Origin of the sequence: Derxia lacustris, from assembly GCF_002105195.1 — a bacterium.
Lineage (GTDB): Bacteria > Pseudomonadota > Gammaproteobacteria > Burkholderiales > Burkholderiaceae_E > Derxia > Derxia lacustris.
On record NZ_MUHU01000001.1, the window covers coordinates 122,549 to 145,952 of the forward strand.

A 23,404-nucleotide genomic window follows, 5' to 3' on the forward strand; every position below is an offset into this window, starting at 1 on the left:
GGCGCACTCTGACCTTGCCGCAACGTTGAGTGCGGACTTCGATCCATACAAGGAGACTTACGATGAGCCAGCAACAAGGCAGTCAGGACAAGAACCAGCAGCAGGGCAACCAGGCCGGTACCGACAAGGCCCGGGAGCAGGCGCAGCAGTCCAACCAGACCGGGCGCCAGCAGCAGGACAGCAACAAGGCATCTGGCGGACAGGCGGGTCAGCAGCAGGACCCGTCGCACGCCCACCCGGCGCAAACCGGCAAGCGCGACAGCTGATCGCCATCGAGCCGTGAACTCGCCGCCGTGACCGACACGGGCCGCGCTCTCCGCACAGCCCGCTGAACGACGGCGGTGAATCACGACAGGCCGGGCGCAAGCCCGGCCTTTTTCATGGGCGCGGCCGGCGCGATTCAGGCCCGCGACGGCGCCGTCGCCGCATGCGCGGCACGCCGGGCGCGCGTGGCCATGAAGTACAGATAGCCGAGGAACATCAGCCCGACGAACACGCCCGCGATCAGCGTGTTGTAGTAGGTCATCGCCACCAGACAGACCACGGCCGCGAGCAGCGCGAAGCCCGGCACGATGGGGTAACCCGGCGCGCGGAAGCTGCGCGGCAGGCCCGGCTCGGTGACGCGCAGCTTGAACAGGCTGGCCATGCTCAGGATGTACATGACGATGGCGCCGAACACCGACATGGTCACGATGTTGGCCGTGAGCGTCTGGCCGCCGAAGCTGATGAGCTCATCGCTGAAGATCGCCGCGATGCCGACGATGCCGCCCGCAAGAATCGCCATGTGCGGCGTGCGGAATTTGGGATGCACGCGGCCGAGGATTTCGGGCAGGAAGCCGGCGCGCGACAGCGCATAGATCTGGCGCGAGTAGCCCAGGATGATCCCGTGGAAGCTGGCGATCAGACCGAACAGGCCGAGCCACACCAGCATGTGCAGCCAGCCGCTGTTCTCGCCGACGATGATCTTCATGGCCCGCGGCAGCGGGTCGTTGATGTTGGCGAGCTGGGTCCAGTCACCCGCGCCGCCGGCAAACAGCATCACGCCGGCCGCGAGCACCACCAGCGTCAGGATGCCGGCGATGTAGGCGATGGGAATCGAGCGCTTGGGGTCGCGCGCTTCTTCGGCCGCCATGGCCACGCCCTCGATGGCGAGGAAGAACCAGATCGCGAACGGGATGGCGGCAAAGATGCCCGGCAGCGCCGCGAGGCTGAAGCCGTCGGCGCCCGACCAGCCGCCCTTGGCGAAGTTGGCCACGCTGAAGCCCGGCGACACCACGCCCATGAACACCAGCAGCTCGAAGATGGCGAGCACGGTCACGAACAGCTCGAAGGTGGCCGCGATCTGCACGCCAACGATGTTGAGCGCCATGAACACGATGTAGGCGCCGAGCGCCGCGATCTTGGGATCGAGCGCCGGGAACTGGACGTTGAGATAGGCGCCGATGGCGAGCGAGATCGCGGGTGGCGCGAACACGAATTCGACCAGCGTGGCGAAGCCGGCCAGATAGCCGCCCACCGGCCCGAAGGCGCGGCGCGAGTACTCGAACGGGCCGCCGGCGTGCGGGATCGAGGTGGTCAGCTCGGTGAAGCTGAAGATGAAGCAGGCGTACATCGCGGCGATGAAGGCCGCCGTGACCAGAAAGCCGAGCGTGCCGGCCGAGGCCCAGCCGAAGCTCCAGCCAAAGTATTCGCCCGAGATCACGAGGCCCACGGCGATGCCCCAGAGCTGGAGCGTGCTGAGCGTCTTCTGCAGCGCCGGTTCGGAATTGGTTGTCATGCGGAGTCCTGTCAGAAAGGCCGGGCGCGCGAGGAAAAAAGCGTGGCCCGACGGTTGCTTTTGCCGATTCAGGCCGCCGAGGCTAGGACTCATGAGCTGCGCGGCGTTATCGAAATTCGGCACGTTTTCGGAGGTGGCATGCAGCCGGCCGCAACCCACCGTTCACCCTTCAGTACCCGCCGTCTGCGCGCCCATGACGCCGATGAGCACGCCCGCAACCTGAGCGGCTGGGACCAGGAATACGACCAGCTCGCGCCCGGCGCCTTTGCCGGCGAGCTGGCCGAGTTCTGGGTCGACTCGGTGCAGGTGTTCCGCGAGCGCACCAGCCATGCGGTGCGCCAGACCTGCCGCATCCGCGCCGATGCGGTGTGGTGCGGCATCCCGGTGGTGCATGACGGCACCCGGATCGAGGGCCGCACCGTCGGCGCCGACGGCGTGATGCTGCGGGCCGGCGGCGCGCCGTTCGAGCTGCTGACGCCGTCGGACCACGACATCTTCGGCGTGGTGGCGGGCCGCGATGCGCTCGAAGGCTATGCCGCCGCGATCGGCTGCCGCATCGATGCCGAGCGGCTGGTGACGCCGGGCTGGTGGCAGGTCGGCGATGCGCGGCGCGCGGCGGCGCTGACCCAGCTCGGCCAGCTGCTCGATGGCGCGCTCGGCGGTTTTGGCGCAGCGGGCGACGCGGCCGAGATCGGCGCCGGCCCGGCCATGCATGACGCGGCGCGCCGGCAGTTGCAGCAGGCGGTGCTCGACGTGCTCGTCGGCCTGCTCGAAGCGCCGACCGAGCCGCCGCGCAGCCATGCCAGCTTTGCGCGCCGTCAGCAGCTGGTGCGCGCCATCTGCGACGCCGCGCGCGCCGAGCCCGATGCCGTGCCCACCGTGCCCGAGCTGTGCCAGCGCTTTCACGTCAGCCGGCGCGCACTGCAATACGCCTTCGAGGAAGTGCTGGGCGCCAGCCCCGTGACCTGGCTGCGCATGCTGCGGCTCAATGCGGTGCGGCGCCGGCTGCGCGATGCGGCGGACGGCGGCCTGGACGGCCGGTCGGTCGGCGTGTCGGTCGGCGATGCCGCCTCGGCCTTCGGCTTCTGGAACCTGAGCCAGTTCGGCAGCGACTACCGCAAGCTGTTCGGCGAGCGGCCGTCGCAGACGCTGGGCCGCAAGCGCGGCGCCGGCCACAACTGAGCCGGTCGCCGCTGCCGAACCTCTGACGCCGAACCTCTGACGCCGAATCTCAGTCGCTGAACTTGAGGCCGATGCCGATCGAGCGCTGCGACTCGGTGTAGTTGGCCAGCGTGCCCATCGGGCCGAAGTGGGCGTGCAGATAGAGCGGCAGCGTCTTCCAGGCATCGAAGCGCAGGCCCAGATCGACCGAATCGCCGGCCAGACCGTTGTCGCCGGCACGCCAGGTCACATCGCCGAGCAGGCTGTCGCCGAAGCGATGCTCCAGCACCAGCCGCAGCCGGTCGTAGTCGCGGAACGAGATGTCGCGCCCGGCCAGCGGCCCCCAGGTGACGGCCGAATCGGTGGTGATGTAGCGCTTGACGCGGGCGCGCAGCAGCAGGCTGTCGACGTTGCCCGACTCCACTTCGGCCGACACGAAATTCATGCTGCGGCTCAGGCCGTCGAAATAGCTGTGGTTGCCGGCCGCGTATTCCTCGTTGGCGCGCGCGATGTCGCGTGCCGACTTGGTGCCCACGGTCTGGCCGTCGGAGGAATGCTCCAGCCCCAGGTCGACCCAGTTGAGCGCATCGGTCTGGAGGTAGTAGCGCAGGTGCGCGGCCGGGTTGCTGATGCGGTTGACGACCGGGCTCGAGGGCCGGGTGCCGGCGTAGTAGTCGAACTCGCCGGTGTAGGAGACGAAGGCTTCCGGGCCGCGCTCGTAGCGGATCGGATGCGCCAGGGTCTGGCCGTTTTCGTCGGCGGCCCAGAGCACATAGCGCAGCGAGAAGTCGCCGCGCACGGCAGCTTCGTCATGGCTGGCGGTGCGATGGACGATGTAGGTGGGCTCGTAGGGCAGCAGCCGGCAGAGGTTGAACCAGGGCGGGTTGTCGCTGCGGCATTCGACCGGTGCTGCGGCCGGCGCGGCGGCGGCGTTGGTGGCGGCATTGGTGGCGGGTGCGGCGGCGTCGTCTGCATGGGCGCCGACCGCGCCGAGGCTGAGGGCTGCCGCGACGAGCAGGGCTGTGTTCTTGTACATGGCGCGTTCTCCGGGCATGACTGACATGCGGAGGGCGGGCCCGCTGCCTGCGCCAATCCGGTCAGTCCGGGCGACCAGTACACGCAGCCCAGCCCTGCGGCGGGCTTTCAGGCGGCGGCGGTTTGGTGAGCAGGCGTAGTGGCCGGCAAGGCGCGCGGCGGGCGGACTGCCGGCCGGTCGTGGGCGCTGCCGGCGCGGTCGCGGGCACCGGCGTGCCGGCTTGCGCGGACGGCCGCAACGCAGGCCGCTACAGCTTCGCGACAGCCTCGGGCCACGGCGGTCGGCCAGCGTCGACCGCCCGCGCCACCAGCGCTTCATTGCCGGTCGATGGCTGCGGCATGTCCCACTGCAAGCATCGGCTGCCGGGCCGGCTTGCCGATCCGCCGGCGGCCGGCGCCAGCCTGGGATCGCGTGCCGGCGTGGCGACAAATCCGCTTACAGCCTCGTGCGCTGTCGCTGCGCCGCATGTAACAGCCGGCGGCCGATCCGCAAACGGCAGTCTGATCGGCAGCGACCGCGCTCCCGCGCCGGAGGTCGCCCATGAAGAATCTGTTCGCATCGCTGCTTTGCCTGGGTGCGCTGCATGCGGCGCCCGCGCTGGCCGCCAGTCAGGCCACGCTCGACATCGCCGAACTGCAGCTGGCGCTGTCGGCCAGCGATGGCGCCACGCCGGCGCTGCGCTTCGACGGCTTCGGCCTCGGCTATCTCATCGACTATGTCGTGCGCCCCTCGGCCCCGACCACCACCGGCCCGAGCCATGCCGACAGCCTCGGCAGCGCCCGAGCCATGCCGACAGCCTCGGCAGCTATGGCGCGACGCCGCCGACCGGCCCATTCGCCGCCCGGCTCGATGGCCCCGGCGGCGCCAGCTCGGGCAGCGTCGAGGCGCGCGGCAGCGGCAGCTGGCAGCTGCCGGACAGCATCTCGGTCGCGAGCCGCGCGCTGCCGGCCGTCGGCCCCAATGCCTACACCAGCACCAGCAGCCGCTTCGACCTGACCGACGATCCGCTCCATCCGGGCCCGTCGCTGTTTCAGCTCGCGCCGCACACCACGGTCACGCTGAGCGGCATCGCGCGCTACGAGACCGCGATCGATCTCGACCGGGGCGGCAGCGCGCAGACGCTGTTCTATGCGCGCTGGTCGTCGGTCAGCGCGGGTTCCGACCTGATCCAGCTGCTCAGCGACGCGGTCCACAACGAGGCCGTGACCCTGCCCGGCACGCGCGGCGAAGTGCCGTGGCAGATCTCGCTCACCAACGGTTCGGGCAGCTGGGCCGAGGCGCAGCTCGACTTCTTTGCCGGCACGGCGGCCGGCACGTTTGCCCTGATCGGCTCGCCGGTGCCCGAACCGGCCGAGGGCCTGCTCACCGGCGCCGGGCTGCTGGCGCTGGCGTGCTGGCTGCGCCGGCAGCGTCGCCCAGCCCGGGCGCCGGCCGCGCTTCAGCCCGCGTAATCCGCCACCGGCGGGCAGCTGCACTGGATGTTGCGGTCGCCCCAGGCGTTGTCCACGCGCGCCACCGGCGGCCAGTACTTGGCGCCGAGCTTCTGCGCCGGCAGCGGAAAGGCCGCCAGCTCGCGCGAATAGCCATGCGTCCACGCATCGCCGGCCACCTGATCGGCCGTGTGCGGCGCGTGCTTGAGCGGGTTGTCCTTGCGGTCGAGCCGGCCTTCTTCCACCGCGCGGATTTCGGCGCGGATGGCGATCATCGCGGCGATGAAGCGGTCCAGCTCTTCCTTCGATTCCGACTCGGTCGGCTCGACCATCAGCGTGCCGGCGACCGGAAAGCTGAGCGTCGGCGCGTGGAAGCCGTAGTCGATCAGCCGCTTGGCCACGTCCTCGGCGCCGATGCCGGTGGCGTCCTTCAGCGGCCGCAGGTCGAGGATGCATTCATGCGCCACCAGCCCGTTGCGGCCGGCGTAGAGCACCGGGTAATGCGGCGCCAGCCGCGCGGCGATGTAGTTGGCATTGAGCAGCGCCACCTCGGTCGCGCGCCTGAGGCCGGCGCCGCCCATCATCGCGATGTACATCCACGAGATCGGCAGGATGCTGGCCGAACCATGCTCGGCGGCGCTGACCATGTGGCCGACCTTGCCGTCGGCAAGCGAGTCGTTGCCATGCGGCAGGTTGCCCGGCAAAAACGGCGCGAGATGCGCCTTGACCGCCACCGGCCCCACGCCCGGCCCGCCGCCGCCGTGCGGAATGCAGAAGGTCTTGTGCAGGTTCAGGTGCGACACGTCGCTGCCGAACTTGCCCGGTGCGGCGAGGCCGACCAGCGCATTCATGTTGGCGCCGTCGGTATAGACCTGCCCGCCGTGGGCATGGACGATCTCGCAGATCTCGACGATGGCCTCCTCGAACACGCCGTGGGTCGACGGGTAGGTGACCATCAGCGCGGCCAGGTTGGCCGAGTGCTGCCCGGCCTTGGCGCGCAGATCGGCCACGTCCACATTGCCGTTGGCGTCGCACTTGACCACGACCACTTCCATGCCGGCCATCTGGGCCGAGGCGGGGTTGGTGCCGTGGGCGCTTTCCGGAATCAGGCAGATGTGCCGATGCGCCTCGCCGCGCGCGCGGTGCCAGGCGCGGATCGCGAGCAGGCCGGCGTATTCGCCCTGCGCGCCCGAGTTGGGCTGGAAGCTGACCGCGTCATAGCCGGTGCAGGCGACCAGCATCTTTTCGAGCTCATCGACGAGCTGGGCATAGCCGAGCGCCTGCTCGGGCGGCGCATGCGGATGCAGGCTGGCGAAGCCGGGCCAGGTGACCGGAATCATCTCGGCCGTGGCGTTGAGCTTCATCGTGCAGGAGCCGAGCGGAATCATCGTGCGGTCGAGCGCGAGGTCGAGATCGGCGAGCCGGCGCAGGTAACGCAGCATCGCGGTCTCGCTGCGATGCGTGTTGAAGACCGGATGCGTGAGGTAGGCGCTGCCGCGCACCAGCGCCGGCGGCAGCGCGTGCTCGAAGGGCACGGCGGCGCCCTGCCCGGCCTTCTCGGCGCGCGCCACCAGCCGGTCGGCGTCGCCGCGCAACTCGTCCTCGCCGACGATCACGCCGAACAGCGCAAGCAGCGCGCGCACGTCGGCGGCGGTGGTGGTTTCGTCGAGGCTGATGCCGACGGTCGTCGCGTCGATGTGACGCAGGTTGATGCGGTTGGCGCGCGCGGTCGCGTGGATGAGCGCGGCATCCACGTCGGCCACGGTGATCGTGTCAAAGAAGAATTCCTGCGCCACGGTGAAGCCGGCGGTGCGCAGCTCGCCGGCCAGCGCGGCCGTGAGCCGATGCACGCGCAGCGCGATGCGGCGCAGGCCCTCGGGGCCGTGCCACACCGCGTACATGCTCGCCATCACCGCCAGCAGCACCTGCGCCGTGCAGATGTTGGACGTGGCCTTCTCGCGCCGGATGTGCTGCTCGCGGGTTTGCAGCGTGAGCCGGTAGGCCGGCTTGCCGCGCGCATCCACGCTCACGCCCACCAGGCGCCCGGGCATCGAGCGCTTGTAGGCATCGCGGCAGGCCAGGAAGGCGGCGTGCGGGCCGCCGTAGCCCATCGGCACGCCAAAGCGCTGGCTGCTGCCCACGACGATGTCGGCGCCCCATTCGCCCGGCGGCGCGATCAGCGCCAGCGCGAGCAGATCGGCCGAGGCGACGACAAGCGCGCCGGCGGCATGCGCCGCGTCGGCGAGCGCGCGCCAGTCGCGGATGGCGCCGGTCGAGCCCGGGTACTGCACCACGTAGCCGAAGGCGCCGGCGGCGCGCGCATCGGCCAGCAGCTCGGCATCGTCGAGCACCGCGAGGTGCAGGCCGAGCGATTCGGCGCGCGTCGCCAGCACCGCCAGCGTCTGCGGATGGCAGTCGGACGAGGCGACGAACCGATCGCTCTTGTTCTTGGCCATGCGTTTGGCCAGCGTCATGGCCTCGGCGGCGGCGGTCGCCTCGTCGAGCAGCGAGGCGTTGCCGATTTCCATGCCGGTCAGGTCGCAGACCATGGTCTGGAAGTTGACCAGCGCCTCCATGCGGCCCTGCGAAATCTCGGCCTGATACGGCGTGTAGGCCGTGTACCAGGCGGGGTTCTCGAGGATGTTGCGCAGGATGACCTTGGGCGTGAACGTGCCGTGATAGCCGCAGCCGATGTGGCTGCGGAACACGAGGTTGCGCGCCGCGATGCGCTCCAGTTTTGCGAGCGCTTCTTCCTCGGTGAGCGGCGCGGCCAGATCGAGCCCGCCCTTCAGCCGGATCGCGTCGGGGACGATGGCCTGCACCAGCGCATCGAGCGAGGGTGCGTCGGCGCCGGGCAGCACGCTGGCCAGCATCGCGGCGATGTCGGCGTCGCGCGGGCCGAGATGGCGCTGGCAGAAGGCGTCGTGGTGTTCGAGATCGGTGAAGGACATGGGCTTGGGCAGGCGGATGAGGTGCGGGGGGCGCGCCGGCCACAGCGGCTGGCGCGCGGGGCGGTCAGCGCGTCTCGTCGGCGACGGCGGCGTAGCCGGCGGCGTCGAGCAGGCCATCGAGCGATTCGGTGGTTTCGAGCTTGAAGATCCAGTGCTCGTAGGGCGCGCTGTTGAGCAGCTCGGGCGTGTCGGCCAGCGCTTCGTTGGCGGCGACGACTGTGCCGCCGACCGGCGCGTAGATGTCGGACGCGGCCTTGACCGACTCGACCACGGCGGCGACGTCGCCGGCCTTGAGCGTGTCGCCGACCTTCACCTCGCCGACGAAGACGAGGTCGCCGAGCGCGGCCTGGGCGGTGTCGCTGATGCCGACCCAGACCAGGCCGTCGTCGCCGACCTTGGCCCATTCATGGCTGGCGGCGTATTTGAGTTCGGTGGGGAAAGTCATTGGCGGCTCCGGAGGTTTCTGAGGGAAGTGGGGCCGCGCGGCGGCGGCCGGAATTCGAGTTTGGCGCAAAGCCGGGGCAGCTTGCCGGCGCTGTTGCAGCCAGAGCCACGGGCGCGCCGGGCGGGCCGCCGGCTCAGACCAGTGCCTGCCCGTGGCGCACGAAGGGCAGCTTCACCACGCGCGCCGCATGCGCCTTGCCGCGGATGTCGACCGTGACCGCATCGCCCGGCTGCACGCCGAGCGGCAGCCGCGCCAGCGCCACCGAGTAGCCGAGCGTCGGCGAGAACGTGCCGCTGGTGATCTCGCCATCGCCGGCGGCCGTGGTCACGCGCTGATGCGCGCGCAGCACGCCGCGCTCGGTCATCACCAGGCCGAGGAAGGCGTGGCGCTGGCCGGCGGCATCGAGCGCGGCGCGGCCGGTGAAGTCGCGCTCGGTCTTGCGGTCGACGGTCCAGCCCAGGCCGGCGTCGAGCGGCGACACGCTGCGGTCCATGTCGTTGCCGTAGAGGTTCATGCCGGCTTCCAGGCGCAGCGTGTCGCGCGCGCCGAGGCCGGCCGGCGCCACGCCTTGCGCTGCGAGCGCGGTCCACACGGCGGCGGCGCGCTCGGCCGGCAGGATCAGCTCGAAGCCGTCCTCGCCGGTATAGCCGGTGCGGCCGACGAACAGCTCGCCGTCGCCCAGCACCACGGCGCCGGCACCATCGACCGCCACGCCAAAGAAGGCGCCGAGCGGCTCGGTCGCGGCCCGCAGCACCGGCAGCGCGGCCCAGACGGCGGCGCGCGCCTGCGGCCCCTGCACCGCGATCAGCGCCAGATCGCGCCGTACCGCAATGCTCACCGGCAGGCCAAAGGCTTCGGACGCCGCCGCGATCCAGGCCACGTCGCCACCGGCGGTGCCGGCATTCACCACCAGCCGGTACCGGCCCGGCGCGCGGAAGTAGACGATGAGGTCGTCGATCACGCCGCCGGTCGCATCGAGCATGCAGCTGTAGAGCGCCTTGCCCGGCGTGGCGAGCTTGGCCACGTCATTGGCCAGCAGCCGGCGCAGGAACGGCAGGCTCGCTTCGCCGGCCAGATCGACCACGCACATGTGCGACACGTCGAACATGCCGGCGGCGCGGCGCACGGCGTGGTGCTCGTCGATCTGCGAGCCGTAATGCAGCGGCATTTCCCAGCCGCCGAAGTCGACCAGGCGGGCGCCGGCAGCGCGATGGGCATCGAAAAGCGGGGTACGGCGCAGCGGCCGGGAGGCGTCGGTCATGGCGGGGCTCGGGATCGTTGGGTGGCCAACAGGCGCCGGCCGATGCGCGGAACCTGTCCACGCGCGCAGCCTGCGCCCGATCCCCCGCCCTGTCCTGTTACCTGAGAGTTTTGAGCCCCTTCGGTGGCGCGGCTCGCCCGCGCGCTCTCCAGAGTTGCCATGCCTGCATGCGGTTCGGGAGCCTGAGCGATTTCGGGGGTTGCGCCTTCGGCGGCGGGGCCGGTGACCGGCCCTCGCGCTCTCCCGCGTGCGGTGTCGCGGCAAGCGGCGGATGGTACACGACGGCTTTTCGGCGGCGTGCCGCGAGCGCTCGCACCCGCCGCCGGTCGGTCGGACAAGGCTGCACACCGGCCCTGCCTGTGAGACAGTCGCGCCGCCTCCGAACCGCGCGCTCCGCATGACCATCCCGCCCAAGAATCAGCTTTCGCTGCGCCTCGTCCTCATCGTCCCGTATCTGGCCCTCGTGATCGGGCTTGCCGGGACGATCGGACTGCTGTCCTACCTCACCGGGAGCAGCGCGGTTTCCACGCTGTCGGATCAGCTGCTGATCGAGACCGTCGGCCGCATCGGCCAGGCCGTCGACCGCCACATCGTGGGCTCGGGCGCCACGCTCGAAGCCGCCTTCCCCGACGGCATGCCGGCGCCGACCACCATCGAGAGCGACCTCGCCAACCTGCGCACGCGGTTCTGGATCGCCACCTCGCTGCACATCGATCCGAACAACTACGTCTACTACGGCAACCGCGCCGGGCAGAACTTCGGCATCTACCGGCATTCGCTGGTCGATGGCGAGCTGCGCATCAAGCTCAAGCCCGAGGACCGGCGCGACATCTACCGCTTCAAGGGCATCAACGGCGACCTGCAATTCGACAAGCGCGAGGAACGGCTGTTCGATCCGCGCCTGCGGCCCTGGTACAAGGCCGGCGAAACCGCCAGCACCGACACCTGGACCGCGGTCTACATCGACTTCGGCACCCAGGAGCTGGTGGCGACGCGCGCGCGCCGGGTGCTGAGCGTGAACGGTCAGGTGGAAGGCGTGGTCGCGACCGACATGTCGCTGCGCGCGCTCAACGACTTCGTGCGCCGGCTCAAGGTCTCGCCCAAGGGGCTGGCCTTCATCGTCGAGCCCGACGGCGATCTGATCGCCTCGTCGGTCAGCCCCAATGTGCGGCCGGTGCCGGGCGGCGCCAGCGCCCGCATCAATGCGATGGACAGCGGCTCGCCGCTGCTCACCGCCACCTGGATGGAAGTGCGGCGCGGCCTGGTCGACCGCAATCCGTCCGGCCTGCCGCAGACCCTGGTGTTTACCGATGCCGGCGGCCAGCGCGTGCATGCGGCCTACGACCGGGTCCGCGACAGCGCCGGCCTGGAATGGATCACCGTGGTGGCGATGCCGCGCGCCGACTTCATGGGCGGCGTGCTCGAGAACGTGGGCCGCACCGCCATCGCCGCGCTGTGCGCCAGCCTGCTGGCGGTGCTGATCGGCCTGCGCGTGATCCACTGGGTCACGGCCGACATCAAGCGGCTGTCGGTCGCGGCGCGCCAGCTCGGCGAGGGCCGCGTCGATGCGCCGCTCAACCTGCTGCGGCGCGACGAAATCGGCGATCTGGCGCGCAGCTTCGCCGCCATGCGCGACCAGCTCGGCACCGACAGCCTGACCGGTCTGGCCAATCGCGACGCCTTCCTGCGCCGCGTCGAGCGCGACATCGCCTCGCACCGCTCGGGCATCGGCGCGCCGTTCGCGGTGCTGTTCCTCGATCTCGATGCGTTCAAGGCCGTCAACGACAGCCATGGCCATTACGCCGGCGATCAGGTGCTCAAGGCGCTGTCGGCGCGGCTGTCGGCACGCATGCGCGACGTGGACCTGATCGCGCGCTTTGCCGGCGACGAATTCGTCGTGCTGGCGGCCGGCATCGAAAGCCTGGCCGACCTCGCCGCCTTCCGCAGCCGCATCGTCGCGGCCTTCGCCGAGCCGATCCATGTGAGCGCCGACGACGGCTCGGCGCTGCGCATCACGCTTGGCTGCTCGATCGGCGAGGCGCGCTATCCGGCCGATGCCGGCGATGCCAACACCCTGGTGAAGACGGCCGACCGCAGCATGTATGCGGTCAAGTTCGGCTTCGGCGCGCCCGATCAGGCGCGCACGCAGTCCACGTAGTAGACCTTGCTGCCGTCGGGCCGCTTCTCGGCCACGAGGCCGTGCACATCGGTCTCGAAGCCCGGGAAGGCGGCATTGAACTCGCGCGTGAAGCGCAGGTAGTCGACGATGGTGCGGTTGAAGCGCTCGCCCGGGATCAGCAGCGGAATGCCCGGCGGATAGGGCGTGAGCAGGATCGAGGTGACCCGGCCTTCCAGCTCGTCGATCGGCACCCGGTCGATCTCGCGGTGCGCCATCGCCGCAAACGCGTCGGACGGCTTCATCGCCGGCTCCATCTTCGACGTGTACATCACCGTGGTCAGGCGGGCCACGTCGTGCTTGCGGTACATGCCGTGGATCTGCTCGCACAGGTCGCGCAGGCCGATGCGCTCGTAGCGCGGATGCGCCTGCACGAACTCCGGAAGAATCCGCCACAGCGGCGCGTTCTTGTCGTAGTCGTCCTTGAACTGCTGGAGCGCCGTGACCAGCGTGTTCCAGCGGCCCTTGGTGATGCCGATGGTGAACATGATGAAGAACGAGTAGAGCCCGGTCTTCTCCACGATCACGCCATGCTCGGCCAGATACTTGTTGACGATGCCGGCAGGAATGCCGAACTCGTCGCTGAACTTGCCGTCCACGTCCAGCCCCGGCGTGACCACCGTGGCCTTGATCGGATCGAGCATGTTGAAGCCCGGCGCCAGCTTGCCGAAGCCGTGCCAGTGCTCGTCGCCGCGCAGTTCCCATTCATCGGGATCGGGCATGCCGTCGTCGGAGATGACATCGGGCCCCCACACCTTGAACCACCAGTCGGCGCCGAATTCCTCGTCCACCTTGCGCATCGCGCGGCGGAAATCGAGCGCCTCGACGATGCTTTCCTCGACCAGCGCCGGGCCGCCCGGCTCTTCCATCATCGCCGCCGCGATGTCGCACGAAGCGATGATCGCGTACTGCGGCGAGGTGCTCGTGTGCATCAGATAGGCCTCGTTGAAGCGGTACTGATCGAGCTTGTTGTTCTCGGGGTCCTGCACCAGGATTTGCGACGCCTGCGACAGGCCGGCCAGCAGCTTGTGCGTGCTCTGCGTGGCGAACAGCATCGATTCCTTGCAGCGCGGCCGGTCCTTGCCGATGGCGTGGAAGTCGCCGTAGAAGTCGTGGAAGGCCGCATGCGGCAGCCAGGCTTCGTCGAACATCAGCGTGTCGATCTTGCCGTCGAGCAGCGTCTTGATCGTCTCCACGTTGTACATCACGCCGTCGTAGGTGCTTTGCGTGATGGTCAGGATGCGCGGCTTGGCCTTCACATGCTCGGGCAGCTTGCTGGCCAGCGGATGCGCCTCGATCTTGGCGCGGATGGCCTCGGGCGTGAACTCCTCCAGCGGGATCGGGCCGATGATCCCGAGGTTGTTCCGCGTGGGCATGAGGAACACCGGAATCGCGCCGATCATGATGATCGAGTGCAGCACGCTCTTGTGGCAGTTGCGGTCGACCACGACGATGTCGTTCGGCGCCACCGTGCTGTGCCAGACGATCTTGTTGGACGTGCTGGTGCCGTTGGTCACGAAGAACAGATGGTCGCTGCCGAAGATGCGCGCGGCATTGCGTTCGCTGGCCGCGACCGGCCCCGTGTGGTCGAGCAGCTGGCCCAGTTCCTCGACCGCGTTGCACACGTCGGCGCGCAGCATGTTCTCGCCGAAGAACTGGTGAAACATCTGGCCGACCGGGCTCTTCAAGAACGCCACGCCGCCCGAATGACCCGGGCAATGCCAGCTGTACGAACCGTCCTGCGCGTAATGCGTGAGCGCGCGGAAGAACGGCGGCGGCAGCGCATCCAGATAGGCGCGCGCCTCGCGGATGATGTGGCGCGCCACGAACTCCGGCGTGTCCTCGAACATGTGGATGAAGCCGTGCAGCTCGCGCAGCACATCGTTGGGGATGTGGCGCGAGGTGCGCGTCTCGCCGTAGAGAAAGATCGGGATGTCGGCATTGCGGTGCCGGATCTCGCGCACGAAGGCGCGCAGATTCACGATCGCCTGCTGCTGCTCCTGCGGGATGTCGGAGTTGAACTCGTCATCGTCGATGCTGAGGATGAAGCCCGACGCGCGGCTTTGCTGCTGCGCGAACATCGCGGTGTCCGAAAAGCTCGTCACGCCCACGGTCTCGACGCCCTCGGCGGCGATGGCATCCGCCAGCGCCCGGATGCCCGAACCTGACACGTTCTCCGAGCGGAAGTCCTCGTCGATGATGACGATGGGAAAGCGGAATTTCATCGCGGCGAGCCCCAAGTGAAACGGCCGCGCGAAGGCGCGGCCGGAAGAAAGAGCGGCGGATGATAGCGCCGCGTTTTGACGCTGCTGCGTCGTTGCATCGACGACGGCCCGGGCCGGTCGCCGGCGCGGTTCAGGTCTTGGGCAAGGTGACGCCGTGCTGGCCCTGATACTTGCCGCCGCGATCCTTGTAGGAGGTCTCGCAGACCTCGTCGCTCTCGAAGAACAGCACCTGGGCGCAGCCCTCGCCCGCGTAGATCTTGGCCGGCAGCGGCGTGGTGTTGCTGAACTCCAGCGTCACATAGCCTTCCCATTCCGGCTCGAAGGGCGTGACGTTGACGATGATCCCGCAGCGCGCATACGTGCTCTTGCCCAGGCAGATGGTCAGCACATTGCGCGGGATGCGGAAGTACTCGACCGTGCGCGCCAGCGCGAAGCTGTTGGGCGGGATGATGCAGACGTCGCTCTTGATGTCGACAAAGCTCTTCTCGTCGAAATTCTTGGGATCGACGATGGTGCTGTTGATGTTGGTGAACACCTTGAATTCATCGGCGCAGCGGATGTCGTAGCCGTAGCTCGACGTGCCGTAGCTGACGATCTTGTGGCCGCCCTGCTGGCGCACCTGGCCCGGCTCGAAGGGTTCGATCATCTTGTGATCGGTCGCCATCTGGCGGATCCAGCGGTCGCTCTTGATTGTCATGGCGTGGTCCTGCTTTTCTGCAAAACGGCGATTGTCTCAAAGCACCGCCCGAGGCCGCTGCCCGCTGCACCAAGCGGCATTTCGGCGCAACGATCGCCCGCATCCGCCGCATAAACCGCATCGCAAAATTTTTTCGGCAACAGGCTTGTTGCAACGCAACACGACCCGCTAGGATTCGTGCGTCGAGTGAATCATCCGCACCGGTTTGCTTGTTGTCTCTCCCTCCGCACAGACCGGTCCACCGGTCGGCAAGAAAGCGAAGGCCCGACGCATCAGGAGATGCATCGGGCCTTCGTCATTTCCGGGAGACTCAGATCAGTTGAGCGGCACCGGCACGAAGAAGCGCGCGTCGTCGCGCTGCACCAGCAGGCCGACGCTGCCGTCCGATTCCTTCACCGCCTTCTGCAGGTCGAGCGGCGTCTTCAGCGACTTGCCGCCGGCCTGGAGCAGCACATCGCCGGGCTCGATGCCCGCCGCCTCGGCATTGCCCTGCACCTGTTCGACCAGCAGGCCGCTGACCTTGGCCTCGCGCTGCTCATCCTTGGTCAGCGGGCGCACTGCCAGACCGAGCTTGCCGGCATCGCTCTCGGCAGCGGCGGTCTGCGATTCCTTCAGCTCGCCGATCACCGCGTCGAGCGTCGTGGCCTTGCCGTCGCGCCACACGTCGAGCTTGATCTTCGCGCCCGGCTTGGTGCTGGCCACCAGCAGCGGCAGATCGGACGACATATCCACCTTCTGGCCGCCGAAGCCGCGGATCACGTCGCCCGGTTGCAGGCCGGCCTTGTCGGCCGCGCTGCCGGGCTCGATCTTGACCACCAGCGCGCCCGACGGATCGGGCAGCTTCAGGCTCTTGGCGGTCGGCGCGCTCACCTGCTGCACCAGCGCGCCGAGCTGACCGCGCACCACCTTGCCGGTGCTCACCAGCTGCTGCTCGACATTCATCGCGATGTCGATCGGGATGGCGAAGCTCAGCCCCATGTAGCCGCCGGTCTCGCTGAAGATCTGCGAGTTGATGCCGATGACCTCGCCGTTCATGTTGAACAGCGGTCCGCCCGAATTGCCGGGATTGATCGGCACGTCGGTCTGGATGAAGTTGACGTAGTTGCTCTGCGGACCGAGCGCCCGGCTCTTGGCGCTGATGATCCCGCTCGTCACCGTGTTCTCGAAGCCGAACGGTGAGCCGATGGCCACCACCCAGTCGCCGATGCGCGACTCGGCCAGATTGCCGATCTTGACCACCGGCAGACCGCTCGCCTCGATCTTGACGACCGCGACGTCGGTGCGCTTGTCGATGCCGATGACCTTGGCCTTGAACTCGCGCCGGTCGGTCAGCTTGACCATGACGGTGCTTGCGCCATCGACCACATGCGCATTGGTCAGGATGGTGCCGTCGGCGCTGATGATGAAGCCCGAACCCAGGCCACGCTGGATGCGGCTCTGCGGCGCGCGCTGGCCGTTCTGCGGCCCGAAGAACTGCGACAGCGGATCGCGCGGATCGATGCCCTGCGCCTCCACCTTGGACTGGACCGTGATGTTGACCACCGCCGGCCCGTTGGCCGCGACCAGGTCGGCAAAGCCCGGCAACCCACGCGACGTGGCCAGGCCCGCCGGCTGCACCGGCACCGCCGTGGCCGCCGCCACCACCGGCGAAGCGATCGCCGGCGCCGGTGGCGCATCGGGACTGCGCGCCCACCATGCACCGGCGGCGAAGAACGATGCCGCGATGGCGGCGACGATGACCTTGCGGGAAAGATTGGCTTGCATCCGAGTCGTCTTGGTTTGGTTGATCAGGGCGGGTCGAGCGACCCGCCGTCAGGCCGCCAGAACGTAAGGGCAGCCGGGCCGGAATTCCATGCTGACGGACGCCGCCGATAACCTTCGCTTACAACCGGAGCAGGCTTGCGTCAGACGTTACCGGGGTGCGCGCCGGCCACCGTTCCCGGCAATGCGCAATACGTGGTGCGCACGATGAAGGCCATGTCGTAGAGCACATCGAGCGAGAAGCTCGAACCGCGCGACGGCACCGCATCGATCGACCAGCCGGTATGGGCCCAGGTACGCCACTGCTCGCGGTCCATCCACACCTCGGTCTCGCCGATGCGGCCGACCAGCACGTCGGTCGTGCCTACCTTGAACTCGCCCTTCGGAAAGCACAACGGCGAGCTGCCCTCGCAGCAGCCGCCCGACTGATGAAACATCACCGGCCCGTGGTCGGCCACGATGCGCTCCAGCAGCTCGCGCGCCACCGGCGTCATGTCGACCGGCAGGTTGTCAGGATCGGGATCGGGAATGTCGGTGCGCAGATCGTTCGGTCGCGTGGCAATGCCCATGTTCTTCGTCTCCTCAGGAATGCAAAAGGCCGCCGGTATCGACCCGGCGGCCTTTGTTTAGCCGTCTTGTTTTCGACTGCCCGAGCGCACCGAAGTTCCGCTGGCATCGGCAGCTTTGCACCGATGCCGCATCGTCCGGCCCGCAGCGGGCAGTTCCGATCAGAAGAAGCCCAGCTTGTTCTCGCTGTAGCTGACCAGCATGTTCTTGGTCTGCTGATAGTGGTCGAGCATCATCTTGTGGGTTTCACGGCCGATGCCCGACTTCTTGTAGCCGCCGAAGGCAGCGTGCGCCGGGTAGGCGTGATAGCAGTTCGTCCACACGCGACCGGCCTTGATGTTGCGGCCGAAGCGGTAGGCGGTGTTGATGTTGCGCGACCACACGCCGGCGCCAAGGCCGTACAGCGTGTCGTTGGCGATCTCGAGGGCTTCTTCCTTGGTGTCGAAGGTCGTGACCGACAGCACCGGTCCGAAGATCTCTTCCTGGAAGATGCGCATCTTGTTGTTGCCTTCGAACACGGTCGGCTTGATGTAGTAGCCGCCGGCCAGTTCGCCTTCGAGCGTCGTGGCGCTGCCGCCCGTGAGCACCTTGGCGCCTTCCTGGCGACCGATGTCCAGGTACGACAGGATCTTCTGGTACTGCTCGTTCGACGCCTGGGCGCCGATCATCGTGGCGAAGTCGAACGGGTCGCCTTGCTTGATGGCTTCGACGCGCTTGATCGCCTTTTCCATGAAGCGGTCGTAGATCGACTTCTGCACCAGAGCACGCGACGGGCAGGTGCAAACCTCGCCCTGGTTCAACGCGAACATCGCAAAGCCTTCGAGCGCCTTGTCGAAGAAGGCGTCGTCTTCCTGCATCACATCTTCAAAGAAGATGTTGGGCGACTTGCCGCCCAGTTCCAGCGTGACCGGAATGATGTTTTCCGACGCGTACTGCATGATCAGACGGCCGGTGGTGGTGGCACCCGTGAACGCGATCTTGGCGATGCGCGTGTTGGTGGCCAGCGCCTTGCCGGCTTCGGCGCCGAAGCCGTTGACGATGTTCAGCACGCCCGGGGGCAGCAGGTCGCCGATGATTTCGACCAGCACCATGATCGCGAGCGGGGTCTGCTCGGCGGGCTTCATCACCACGCAGTTGCCGGCGCCGAGGGCCGGGGCCAGCTTCCAGCCGGCCATCAGCAGCGGGAAGTTCCAGGGAATGATCTGGCCGACGACGCCCAGGGGCTCGTGGAAGTGGTAGGCGACGGTGTCGTCGTCGATTTCCGACAGCGAACCTTCCTGGCTGCGCAGGCAACCGGCGAAGTAGCGGAAATGATCGACCAGCAGCGGCAGGTCGGCGGCGTTGGTTTCGCGGATCGGCTTGCCGTTGTCGTAGGTTTCGACGGCGGCGATGAACGGCAGGTATTGCTCGATGCGGTCGGCGATGGCCAGCAGGGCCTTCGAACGTTCGGCAACCGAGGTACGGGCCCACTTGTCGGCGGCGGCGTGCGCGGCGTCGAGGGCGAGTTCGATGTCTTCAGCGGTCGAACGGGCGCATTGGCCGATGACCTGGCCGGTGACCGGCGACTTGTTGTCGAAGTACTGACCCTTGACCGGCGCGACCCACTTGCCACCGATGAAGTTGTCGTAGCGGTTGCGCAACGGGATCTTGGTGGTGATCGAGTTGAGATGGTTGAGCAGCGAGTTGCTCAGAACCAGCTGAGCGGCGGAATTCGAAGCGGTCATCTGTGCCTCCTTGGTGGCGATGGGACATCAAGTCGTCAGGCTTATAGGGTTTGATCCCGACGACGGGCTAGCGGGCAAGCCGCATGCCATTGACTGCAATGCAGTGACTGTTGCGCGATGGAACAGCGACTGTCACAACGTTTGGCACAAGCGGCGAACACAGCCCGCCGCGTCCGCCGGGACGACAATCAGGGGCGCGTGTAGCGCACCTTGTAGCGAGCGAAGATCTCCTTGATCGCGCCCGCTTCGATCAACCCGTTCATGGCGCCTTGCAGCGCATGCGCGAGGTCCATGCTCTCGCGCTTGACCGCGAGACCGACCACCCAGCCATTCACCGGCACGCCGGGCTGCACCACCTTCTCGAAGCCGATGTCGGGCAGGCCGGCAAGGCCCGCCTCGAGTTCGGCGCGAGTGGCCATCACCGCAGCGGCCTCGCCCTTGCGGAAGACCGCGATCGCGTCCTTGACGCTGCGCTCGTTGATGACGTTGTTGCGATAGCGGCCGCCCTCGGCACCGAGCATCACGATCGACGCCAGCGACGCGCCATCGACCGCGATCTTTTCGTGCTCGAAGGCCGAATAGCCGCCGTCCCAGTCGGCGATGCGCTGCTTGTTGCGCGCGATCTGCAATTCCTCGCGCCAGTACGGCGCAAAGATCTCCACCTGCTCATTGGCCTGCTGGAGCCGGCTTTCGACCGGCACATGCAGCAGCACATCGGCCGGGCCGTAGCCCAGGTAGTGCCCCTTCCAGACCATGTTGCGCAGGTCGTCGTTCATCTCCTCGCCGGCGTCGAACGGCAGCAGCTTGAGCTTGAGCCCGAGCTTGTCGGCCAGCGCCCGCGCGATGTCGACATCGATGCCCTTGTCGTCATCGGAGAACGGGAAGAAATCCTTGTAGACCGCAGCCTTGAGAATGCCGGTGGCGCGGATGCGGTCATAGGCCTCGTCGGCCCGTGCTGCCTGCACTGCGCCCAGCCCTAGGGCGGTGGCGCAGGCGGCGCCGCGCAGCAGCGCGCGACGCGAGGAGTTGCAGAAGCTCAAGTGTCACTCGTCCTTGGTACGGCGGGTTTCGAGCCAGGCCTTGATGGACCACATGGCTTCCTGGCTCAGGATGCCTTCGAACGGCGGCATGTAGATGGCGCCGTTGCGGACCTTGCCACCGCGGATGGACATCAGGAAATACTGGTTGACCTCCTTGTAGCAGGCGGCCTTCTTGCGCTCGTTGGGCACGTCCATGCAGTCGCGGTCGAGCTTGCGCAGGTCGGGGGCGATGCCACCCGAAACGGCGTCGAGGCCGTGGCAGCGCGCGCAGTTCTGGCCGAAGGCCGACTGACCGATCTTGATGGCCGCGTCATTGCCCGTGAACGGGTTGTTGTCGCGCCATTCCTCGCCGAGCTGCGGCAGGGCCGAGGTATCGACTGCATGCGGGACCACATCGCCATGCGCGAAGGCTGCGGTCGTCAGCGACAGACCGGCAATGGCGAGCGCGGCTGCGAGCGCGCGCGAACGAAGGGCTGAGCGGGTGGACCGCATGGTTTGTCTCCTCACCTGGACATTGAATGGATTGCGCCAGGCGGCGGCTGTTTGTCGCCACCTTGACTGTGTTTGGTGGGGGATGTTTGGCAAGTCATGTGCCACCGCCGCGAACGCGGGAAAACCAGCGTGGCGCAAGCGTGGAAGTCACCAGCTGGCACGATCTGCGCTCATTTGCAACAGGTGTACCATCGACGAGCAATCGGGGGACACCGACGCCAAAAGACAGCTTGTGGACCGGGAGTCAGGCCGGCCACGGCAAAAAGAGGAGACAACATGCCCGTATCGGACGCATTTCCGGGGCGGTATCCGCTCGAAGGCCATGCCGCACTCGCGACGCTGAACCCCGCTCTTGCCACCGAGTCCGCCGAAGAAACTGCGCGCCAGGTCATCGAGGCGGCGCATCAGCGCTCCCAGCGCTTCGGCCTTGAAAGCGGTCGCGTGCCCGATGCGGCGCCGCTGGCCCAGCCCGACATGAATCACGCGCTCGAAAAGAGCCGCGTGCTGCGCGTGCATGCGATGCCGGTCATGGAATCGCTGTACGAAAACATCATCAACACCCACAGCATGGTGGTGCTCACCGATGCGATCGGGACCATCCTGCACACGCTCGGCGACGGCGATTTCGTCGAACGCGCCCAGCGCGTGGCGCTGCAACCGGGCGTGAGCTGGGCCGAGCAGCAGCGCGGCACCAATGCCATCGGCACCGCCATCGCCGAGGCTGCGCCGACCACCGTGCATGCCGAGCAGCACTTTCTGCGCGCCAACCATTTCCTGACCTGTTCGGCCACGCCCATCTTCGATCCGCGCGGCGAGGTCGCCGGCATCCTCGACGTGACCGGCGACTTCCGGAACTTCCACAAGCACACGATGGCGCTGGTGCGCATGTCGGCCCGCATCATCGAGAACCAGCTGTTCGACAACGCCTTCCAGAAGGCGATCTGCATCCACTTCCACAGCCGGCCCGAGTTCATCGGCACGCTGATGGAAGGGATCATCGCCTGCGACCAGGAAGGCCGCGTGCTGGCCGCCAACCGCGGCGCGCTGTTCCTCACCGGTCTGGGCAAGGGCGCGCTCGAGACCCATACCTTCAGCTCGCTGTTCGGCATGCCGCTCAACGATCTGCGCGAGCACTACCGCACGGTCAATCCGGCGCCGCTGACTGCGCGCCTGCTCAACGGCCTGATCGTCGGGCTGCGCGCCGATCTGCGCACCAACCAGCGCTGGATCACGCCCGGCTTCGCCGCCAGCCAGGAACCGCTGCCGGGCTCGGGCGGGCTGCCGCCGGGCGGCGGCATGGCCTCCACCGCCGCTGCCGCCGCGCACGACGATCGCCAGAACGGCCGCTCCAACCGCTTGTCGAGCCTGCGCTATCTCAATACCGGCGATCCGCAGATGCAGACGGTGATCGGCAAGGCGATGAAGGTGATCGGCCGCGACATCCCGATCATGGTCATCGGCGAGACCGGCACCGGCAAGGAGCTGCTGGCCCAGGCCATCCACAACGATTCGCCGCGCGCCCGCATGCCCTTCGTGGCGGTCAACTGCGCCTCGCTGCCCGACACGCTGATCGAGAGCGAGCTGTTCGGCTACGAGGACGGCGCCTTCACCGGCGCACGCAAGCGCGGCTCGCACGGCAAGATCGTGGCGGCCAACGGCGGCACGCTGTTCCTCGACGAGATCGGCGACATGCCGCTGCAATTGCAGGCCCGCCTGCTGCGCGTGCTGCAGGAGCGCGTGGTGACGCCGCTCGGCAGCAGCAAGAGCATCCCGGTCAACGTGATGATCATCTGCGCCACCAACCGAAACCTGCGCGACATGATCGCCCGCAGCGAATTCCGCGAAGACCTGTACTACCGGCTCAACGGGCTGGTGGTGAAGCTGCCGCCGCTGCGCGACCGGACCGACCTGGGCGCCATCGTCAGCAAGATCCTGCTCAACGAATCGAGCAACGGCGCGCGCTACAGCGTGGCCGCCGAGGTGCTCGACGCCTTCCACCGCTCGCGCTGGCCGGGCAATTTCCGCCAGCTCACCAACGTGATCCGCACCGCCATCGTGATGGCCGACGGCGAGCCGACGATCCGTCTGCACCATCTGCCCGACGACTTCCTCGAAGAGCTGGAGTACGCCGCCCATGACCGCAACGGCCCCACGACGGCGCCCGGCGGCCATGTGCAGCAGACCCAGCCGATGGCAGCGGCCAGCGTACCGGCCGCCGAGCCCGGCCTGACGACGGCGCCCGGTGGCGCGGGTTTCGGCGCGGCACCGGCCATGGCGGCCCCGGCACGCACGGCCGCGCCCGAATTCGGCAGCGGCATGGCGGCTGGCGAGCGCGCCACCACGGCATCGGCCTGGAACCCGAGCTGGCCCGGCGGCGCTGGCGCCGATGCCGCCGCCAGCGGTCTGGCGCCGAATGCGGCTCCGCTGCCGGCCGCCGCCGCGCCGCAGCCGGGTGGCGCCGGCTGGCCGGTCGGCCGCTCGCTCGACCAGATCGAGCTGGAACTGATTCGCCGGGCGCTCGAAACCCATCGCGGCAATGTGTCGGCCGCCGCGCGCGCGCTCGGCATCAGCCGCAACACCATCTATCGCAAGTTCCCAGAACTGGGCCAGCGCGCCAGCGACAGCGGCAACTGAGCACGCAGCGTCGCGCGGCAATCGCGC

The 23,404-nt window shown here is 68.2% G+C and carries 17 protein-coding genes and 2 riboswitches; of the genes, 5 read left to right on the forward strand and 12 right to left on the reverse strand.

Translation table 11 applies throughout. The features are described from left to right. The first annotated feature begins 62 nt into the window (after positions 1–62). The gene (locus tag B9P64_RS00475; protein ID WP_085314315.1) at positions 63–266 is read left to right on the forward strand and encodes a hypothetical protein; all 204 of its coding nucleotides are present in this window, start codon (positions 63–65) and stop codon (positions 264–266) included. A 134-nt stretch (positions 267–400) separates the two neighbouring features. Here B9P64_RS00475 and eat read toward each other — a convergent pair whose 3' ends face one another. After that, positions 401–1,777, reverse strand: a complete 1,377-nt coding sequence (gene eat, locus B9P64_RS00480; protein ID WP_085314316.1) for an ethanolamine permease — start codon at positions 1,775–1,777, stop codon at positions 401–403. A 138-nt stretch (positions 1,778–1,915) separates the two neighbouring features. Here eat and B9P64_RS00485 point away from each other — a divergent pair, with 138 nt between their 5' ends. Further along, entirely contained in the window at positions 1,916–2,959 is a 1,044-nt protein-coding gene (locus B9P64_RS00485) for a helix-turn-helix domain-containing protein (protein ID WP_085314317.1), read from the forward strand. Positions 2,960–3,008: 49 nt separating this feature from the next. Here B9P64_RS00485 and B9P64_RS00490 read toward each other — a convergent pair whose 3' ends face one another. Then, positions 3,009–3,974, reverse strand: coding sequence for a hypothetical protein (locus B9P64_RS00490; protein ID WP_085314318.1), 966 nt, complete (start codon positions 3,972–3,974; stop codon positions 3,009–3,011). 179 nt (positions 3,975–4,153) lie between these two features. Here B9P64_RS00490 and B9P64_RS00495 point away from each other — a divergent pair, with 179 nt between their 5' ends. After that, complete coding sequence (locus B9P64_RS00495) at positions 4,154–5,425, forward strand: PEP-CTERM sorting domain-containing protein (RefSeq protein ID WP_139826062.1); 1,272 nt, start codon at positions 4,154–4,156, stop codon at positions 5,423–5,425. Here the strand turns inward: B9P64_RS00495 and gcvP are convergent. The 3 genes from gcvP to gcvT all read right to left on the reverse strand — a co-directional run bounded on the left by gcvP (position 5,413) and on the right by gcvT (position 10,061). Further along, positions 5,413–8,355, reverse strand: a complete 2,943-nt coding sequence (gcvP, locus tag B9P64_RS00500; RefSeq protein ID WP_085314320.1) for an aminomethyl-transferring glycine dehydrogenase — start codon at positions 8,353–8,355, stop codon at positions 5,413–5,415. The genes B9P64_RS00495 and gcvP overlap by 13 nt on opposite strands. A 64-nt stretch (positions 8,356–8,419) precedes the next feature. Further along, positions 8,420–8,800, reverse strand: a complete 381-nt coding sequence (gene gcvH / locus B9P64_RS00505; RefSeq protein WP_085314321.1) for a glycine cleavage system protein GcvH — start codon at positions 8,798–8,800, stop codon at positions 8,420–8,422. Between the two features lie 133 nt (positions 8,801–8,933). Beyond that, complete coding sequence (gene gcvT / locus B9P64_RS00510; protein ID WP_085314322.1) at positions 8,934–10,061, reverse strand: glycine cleavage system aminomethyltransferase GcvT; 1,128 nt, start codon at positions 10,059–10,061, stop codon at positions 8,934–8,936. 79 nt (positions 10,062–10,140) lie between these two features. Next, positions 10,141–10,221: riboswitch (glycine riboswitch) on the reverse strand. Next, a riboswitch (glycine riboswitch) is annotated at positions 10,222–10,317 on the reverse strand. It lies immediately after the preceding riboswitch. 141 nt (positions 10,318–10,458) lie between these two features. Between gcvT and B9P64_RS00515 the strand changes: the two genes are divergently transcribed. Then, positions 10,459–12,219 (forward strand): diguanylate cyclase domain-containing protein, encoded by a 1,761-nt coding sequence (locus B9P64_RS00515; RefSeq protein WP_085314323.1) that lies wholly within the window; start codon positions 10,459–10,461, stop codon positions 12,217–12,219. On the opposite strand, the gene B9P64_RS00520 is transcribed toward B9P64_RS00515, so the two are convergent. From B9P64_RS00520 to pedF, 7 genes are all read right to left on the reverse strand, one after another. Further along, positions 12,195–14,462, reverse strand: coding sequence for an arginine/lysine/ornithine decarboxylase (locus B9P64_RS00520; protein ID WP_085314324.1), 2,268 nt, complete (start codon positions 14,460–14,462; stop codon positions 12,195–12,197). The two genes, B9P64_RS00515 and B9P64_RS00520, sit on opposite strands and share 25 nt — an antisense overlap. Positions 14,463–14,592: 130 nt before the next feature. Continuing rightward, the gene (gene dcd / locus B9P64_RS00525; RefSeq protein WP_085314325.1) at positions 14,593–15,159 is read right to left on the reverse strand and encodes a dCTP deaminase; all 567 of its coding nucleotides are present in this window, start codon (positions 15,157–15,159) and stop codon (positions 14,593–14,595) included. A gap of 315 nt (positions 15,160–15,474) precedes the next feature. Continuing rightward, the gene (locus B9P64_RS00530; RefSeq protein WP_085314326.1) at positions 15,475–16,923 is read right to left on the reverse strand and encodes a DegQ family serine endoprotease; all 1,449 of its coding nucleotides are present in this window, start codon (positions 16,921–16,923) and stop codon (positions 15,475–15,477) included. A 140-nt stretch (positions 16,924–17,063) separates the two neighbouring features. Next, positions 17,064–17,489 carry a DUF779 domain-containing protein gene (locus B9P64_RS00535; protein WP_085314327.1) on the reverse strand — a complete coding sequence of 142 codons (426 nt, stop codon included), beginning with the start codon at positions 17,487–17,489 and terminating at the stop codon, positions 17,064–17,066. Positions 17,490–17,648: 159 nt separating this feature from the next. Next, positions 17,649–19,211: an aldehyde dehydrogenase gene (gene adh / locus B9P64_RS00540; RefSeq protein ID WP_085314328.1), complete on the reverse strand. Its 1,563-nt coding sequence runs from the start codon at positions 19,209–19,211 to the stop codon at positions 17,649–17,651. A gap of 188 nt (positions 19,212–19,399) precedes the next feature. Continuing rightward, a complete protein-coding gene (locus B9P64_RS00545) occupies positions 19,400–20,251 on the reverse strand; it encodes a transporter substrate-binding domain-containing protein (RefSeq protein WP_139826063.1) in 852 nt (283 codons plus the stop codon). 3 nt (positions 20,252–20,254) lie between these two features. After that, positions 20,255–20,743 carry a cytochrome c-550 PedF gene (gene pedF / locus B9P64_RS00550; RefSeq protein WP_085314330.1) on the reverse strand — a complete coding sequence of 163 codons (489 nt, stop codon included), beginning with the start codon at positions 20,741–20,743 and terminating at the stop codon, positions 20,255–20,257. Between the two features lie 276 nt (positions 20,744–21,019). On the opposite strand from pedF, the gene B9P64_RS00555 reads away from it, so the two are divergent. Beyond that, positions 21,020–23,377, forward strand: a complete 2,358-nt coding sequence (locus B9P64_RS00555; RefSeq protein WP_085314331.1) for a sigma-54-dependent Fis family transcriptional regulator — start codon at positions 21,020–21,022, stop codon at positions 23,375–23,377. The last annotated feature ends 27 nt before the right edge of the window (positions 23,378–23,404 follow it).

Bases quoted from the DNA above. Each gene is read 5' to 3' on its own strand.
- B9P64_RS00475 (WP_085314315.1), top strand. From the start codon at position 63: ATGAGCCAGCAACAAGGCAGTCAGGACAAGAACCAGCAGCAGGGCAAC.
- eat (WP_085314316.1), bottom strand. From the start codon at position 1,777: ATGACAACCAATTCCGAACCGGCGCTGCAGAAGACGCTCAGCACGCTC.
- B9P64_RS00485 (WP_085314317.1), top strand. From the start codon at position 1,916: ATGCAGCCGGCCGCAACCCACCGTTCACCCTTCAGTACCCGCCGTCTG.
- B9P64_RS00490 (WP_085314318.1), bottom strand. From the start codon at position 3,974: ATGTACAAGAACACAGCCCTGCTCGTCGCGGCAGCCCTCAGCCTCGGC.
- gcvP (WP_085314320.1), bottom strand. From the start codon at position 8,355: ATGTCCTTCACCGATCTCGAACACCACGACGCCTTCTGCCAGCGCCAT.
- gcvH (WP_085314321.1), bottom strand. From the start codon at position 8,800: ATGACTTTCCCCACCGAACTCAAATACGCCGCCAGCCATGAATGGGCC.
- gcvT (WP_085314322.1), bottom strand. From the start codon at position 10,061: ATGACCGACGCCTCCCGGCCGCTGCGCCGTACCCCGCTTTTCGATGCC.
- B9P64_RS00515 (WP_085314323.1), top strand. From the start codon at position 10,459: ATGACCATCCCGCCCAAGAATCAGCTTTCGCTGCGCCTCGTCCTCATC.
- B9P64_RS00520 (WP_085314324.1), bottom strand. From the start codon at position 14,462: ATGAAATTCCGCTTTCCCATCGTCATCATCGACGAGGACTTCCGCTCG.
- dcd (WP_085314325.1), bottom strand. From the start codon at position 15,159: ATGACAATCAAGAGCGACCGCTGGATCCGCCAGATGGCGACCGATCAC.
- B9P64_RS00530 (WP_085314326.1), bottom strand. From the start codon at position 16,923: ATGCAAGCCAATCTTTCCCGCAAGGTCATCGTCGCCGCCATCGCGGCA.
- B9P64_RS00535 (WP_085314327.1), bottom strand. From the start codon at position 17,489: ATGGGCATTGCCACGCGACCGAACGATCTGCGCACCGACATTCCCGAT.
- adh (WP_085314328.1), bottom strand. From the start codon at position 19,211: ATGACCGCTTCGAATTCCGCCGCTCAGCTGGTTCTGAGCAACTCGCTG.
- pedF (WP_085314330.1), bottom strand. From the start codon at position 20,743: ATGCGGTCCACCCGCTCAGCCCTTCGTTCGCGCGCGCTCGCAGCCGCG.
- B9P64_RS00555 (WP_085314331.1), top strand. From the start codon at position 21,020: ATGCCCGTATCGGACGCATTTCCGGGGCGGTATCCGCTCGAAGGCCAT.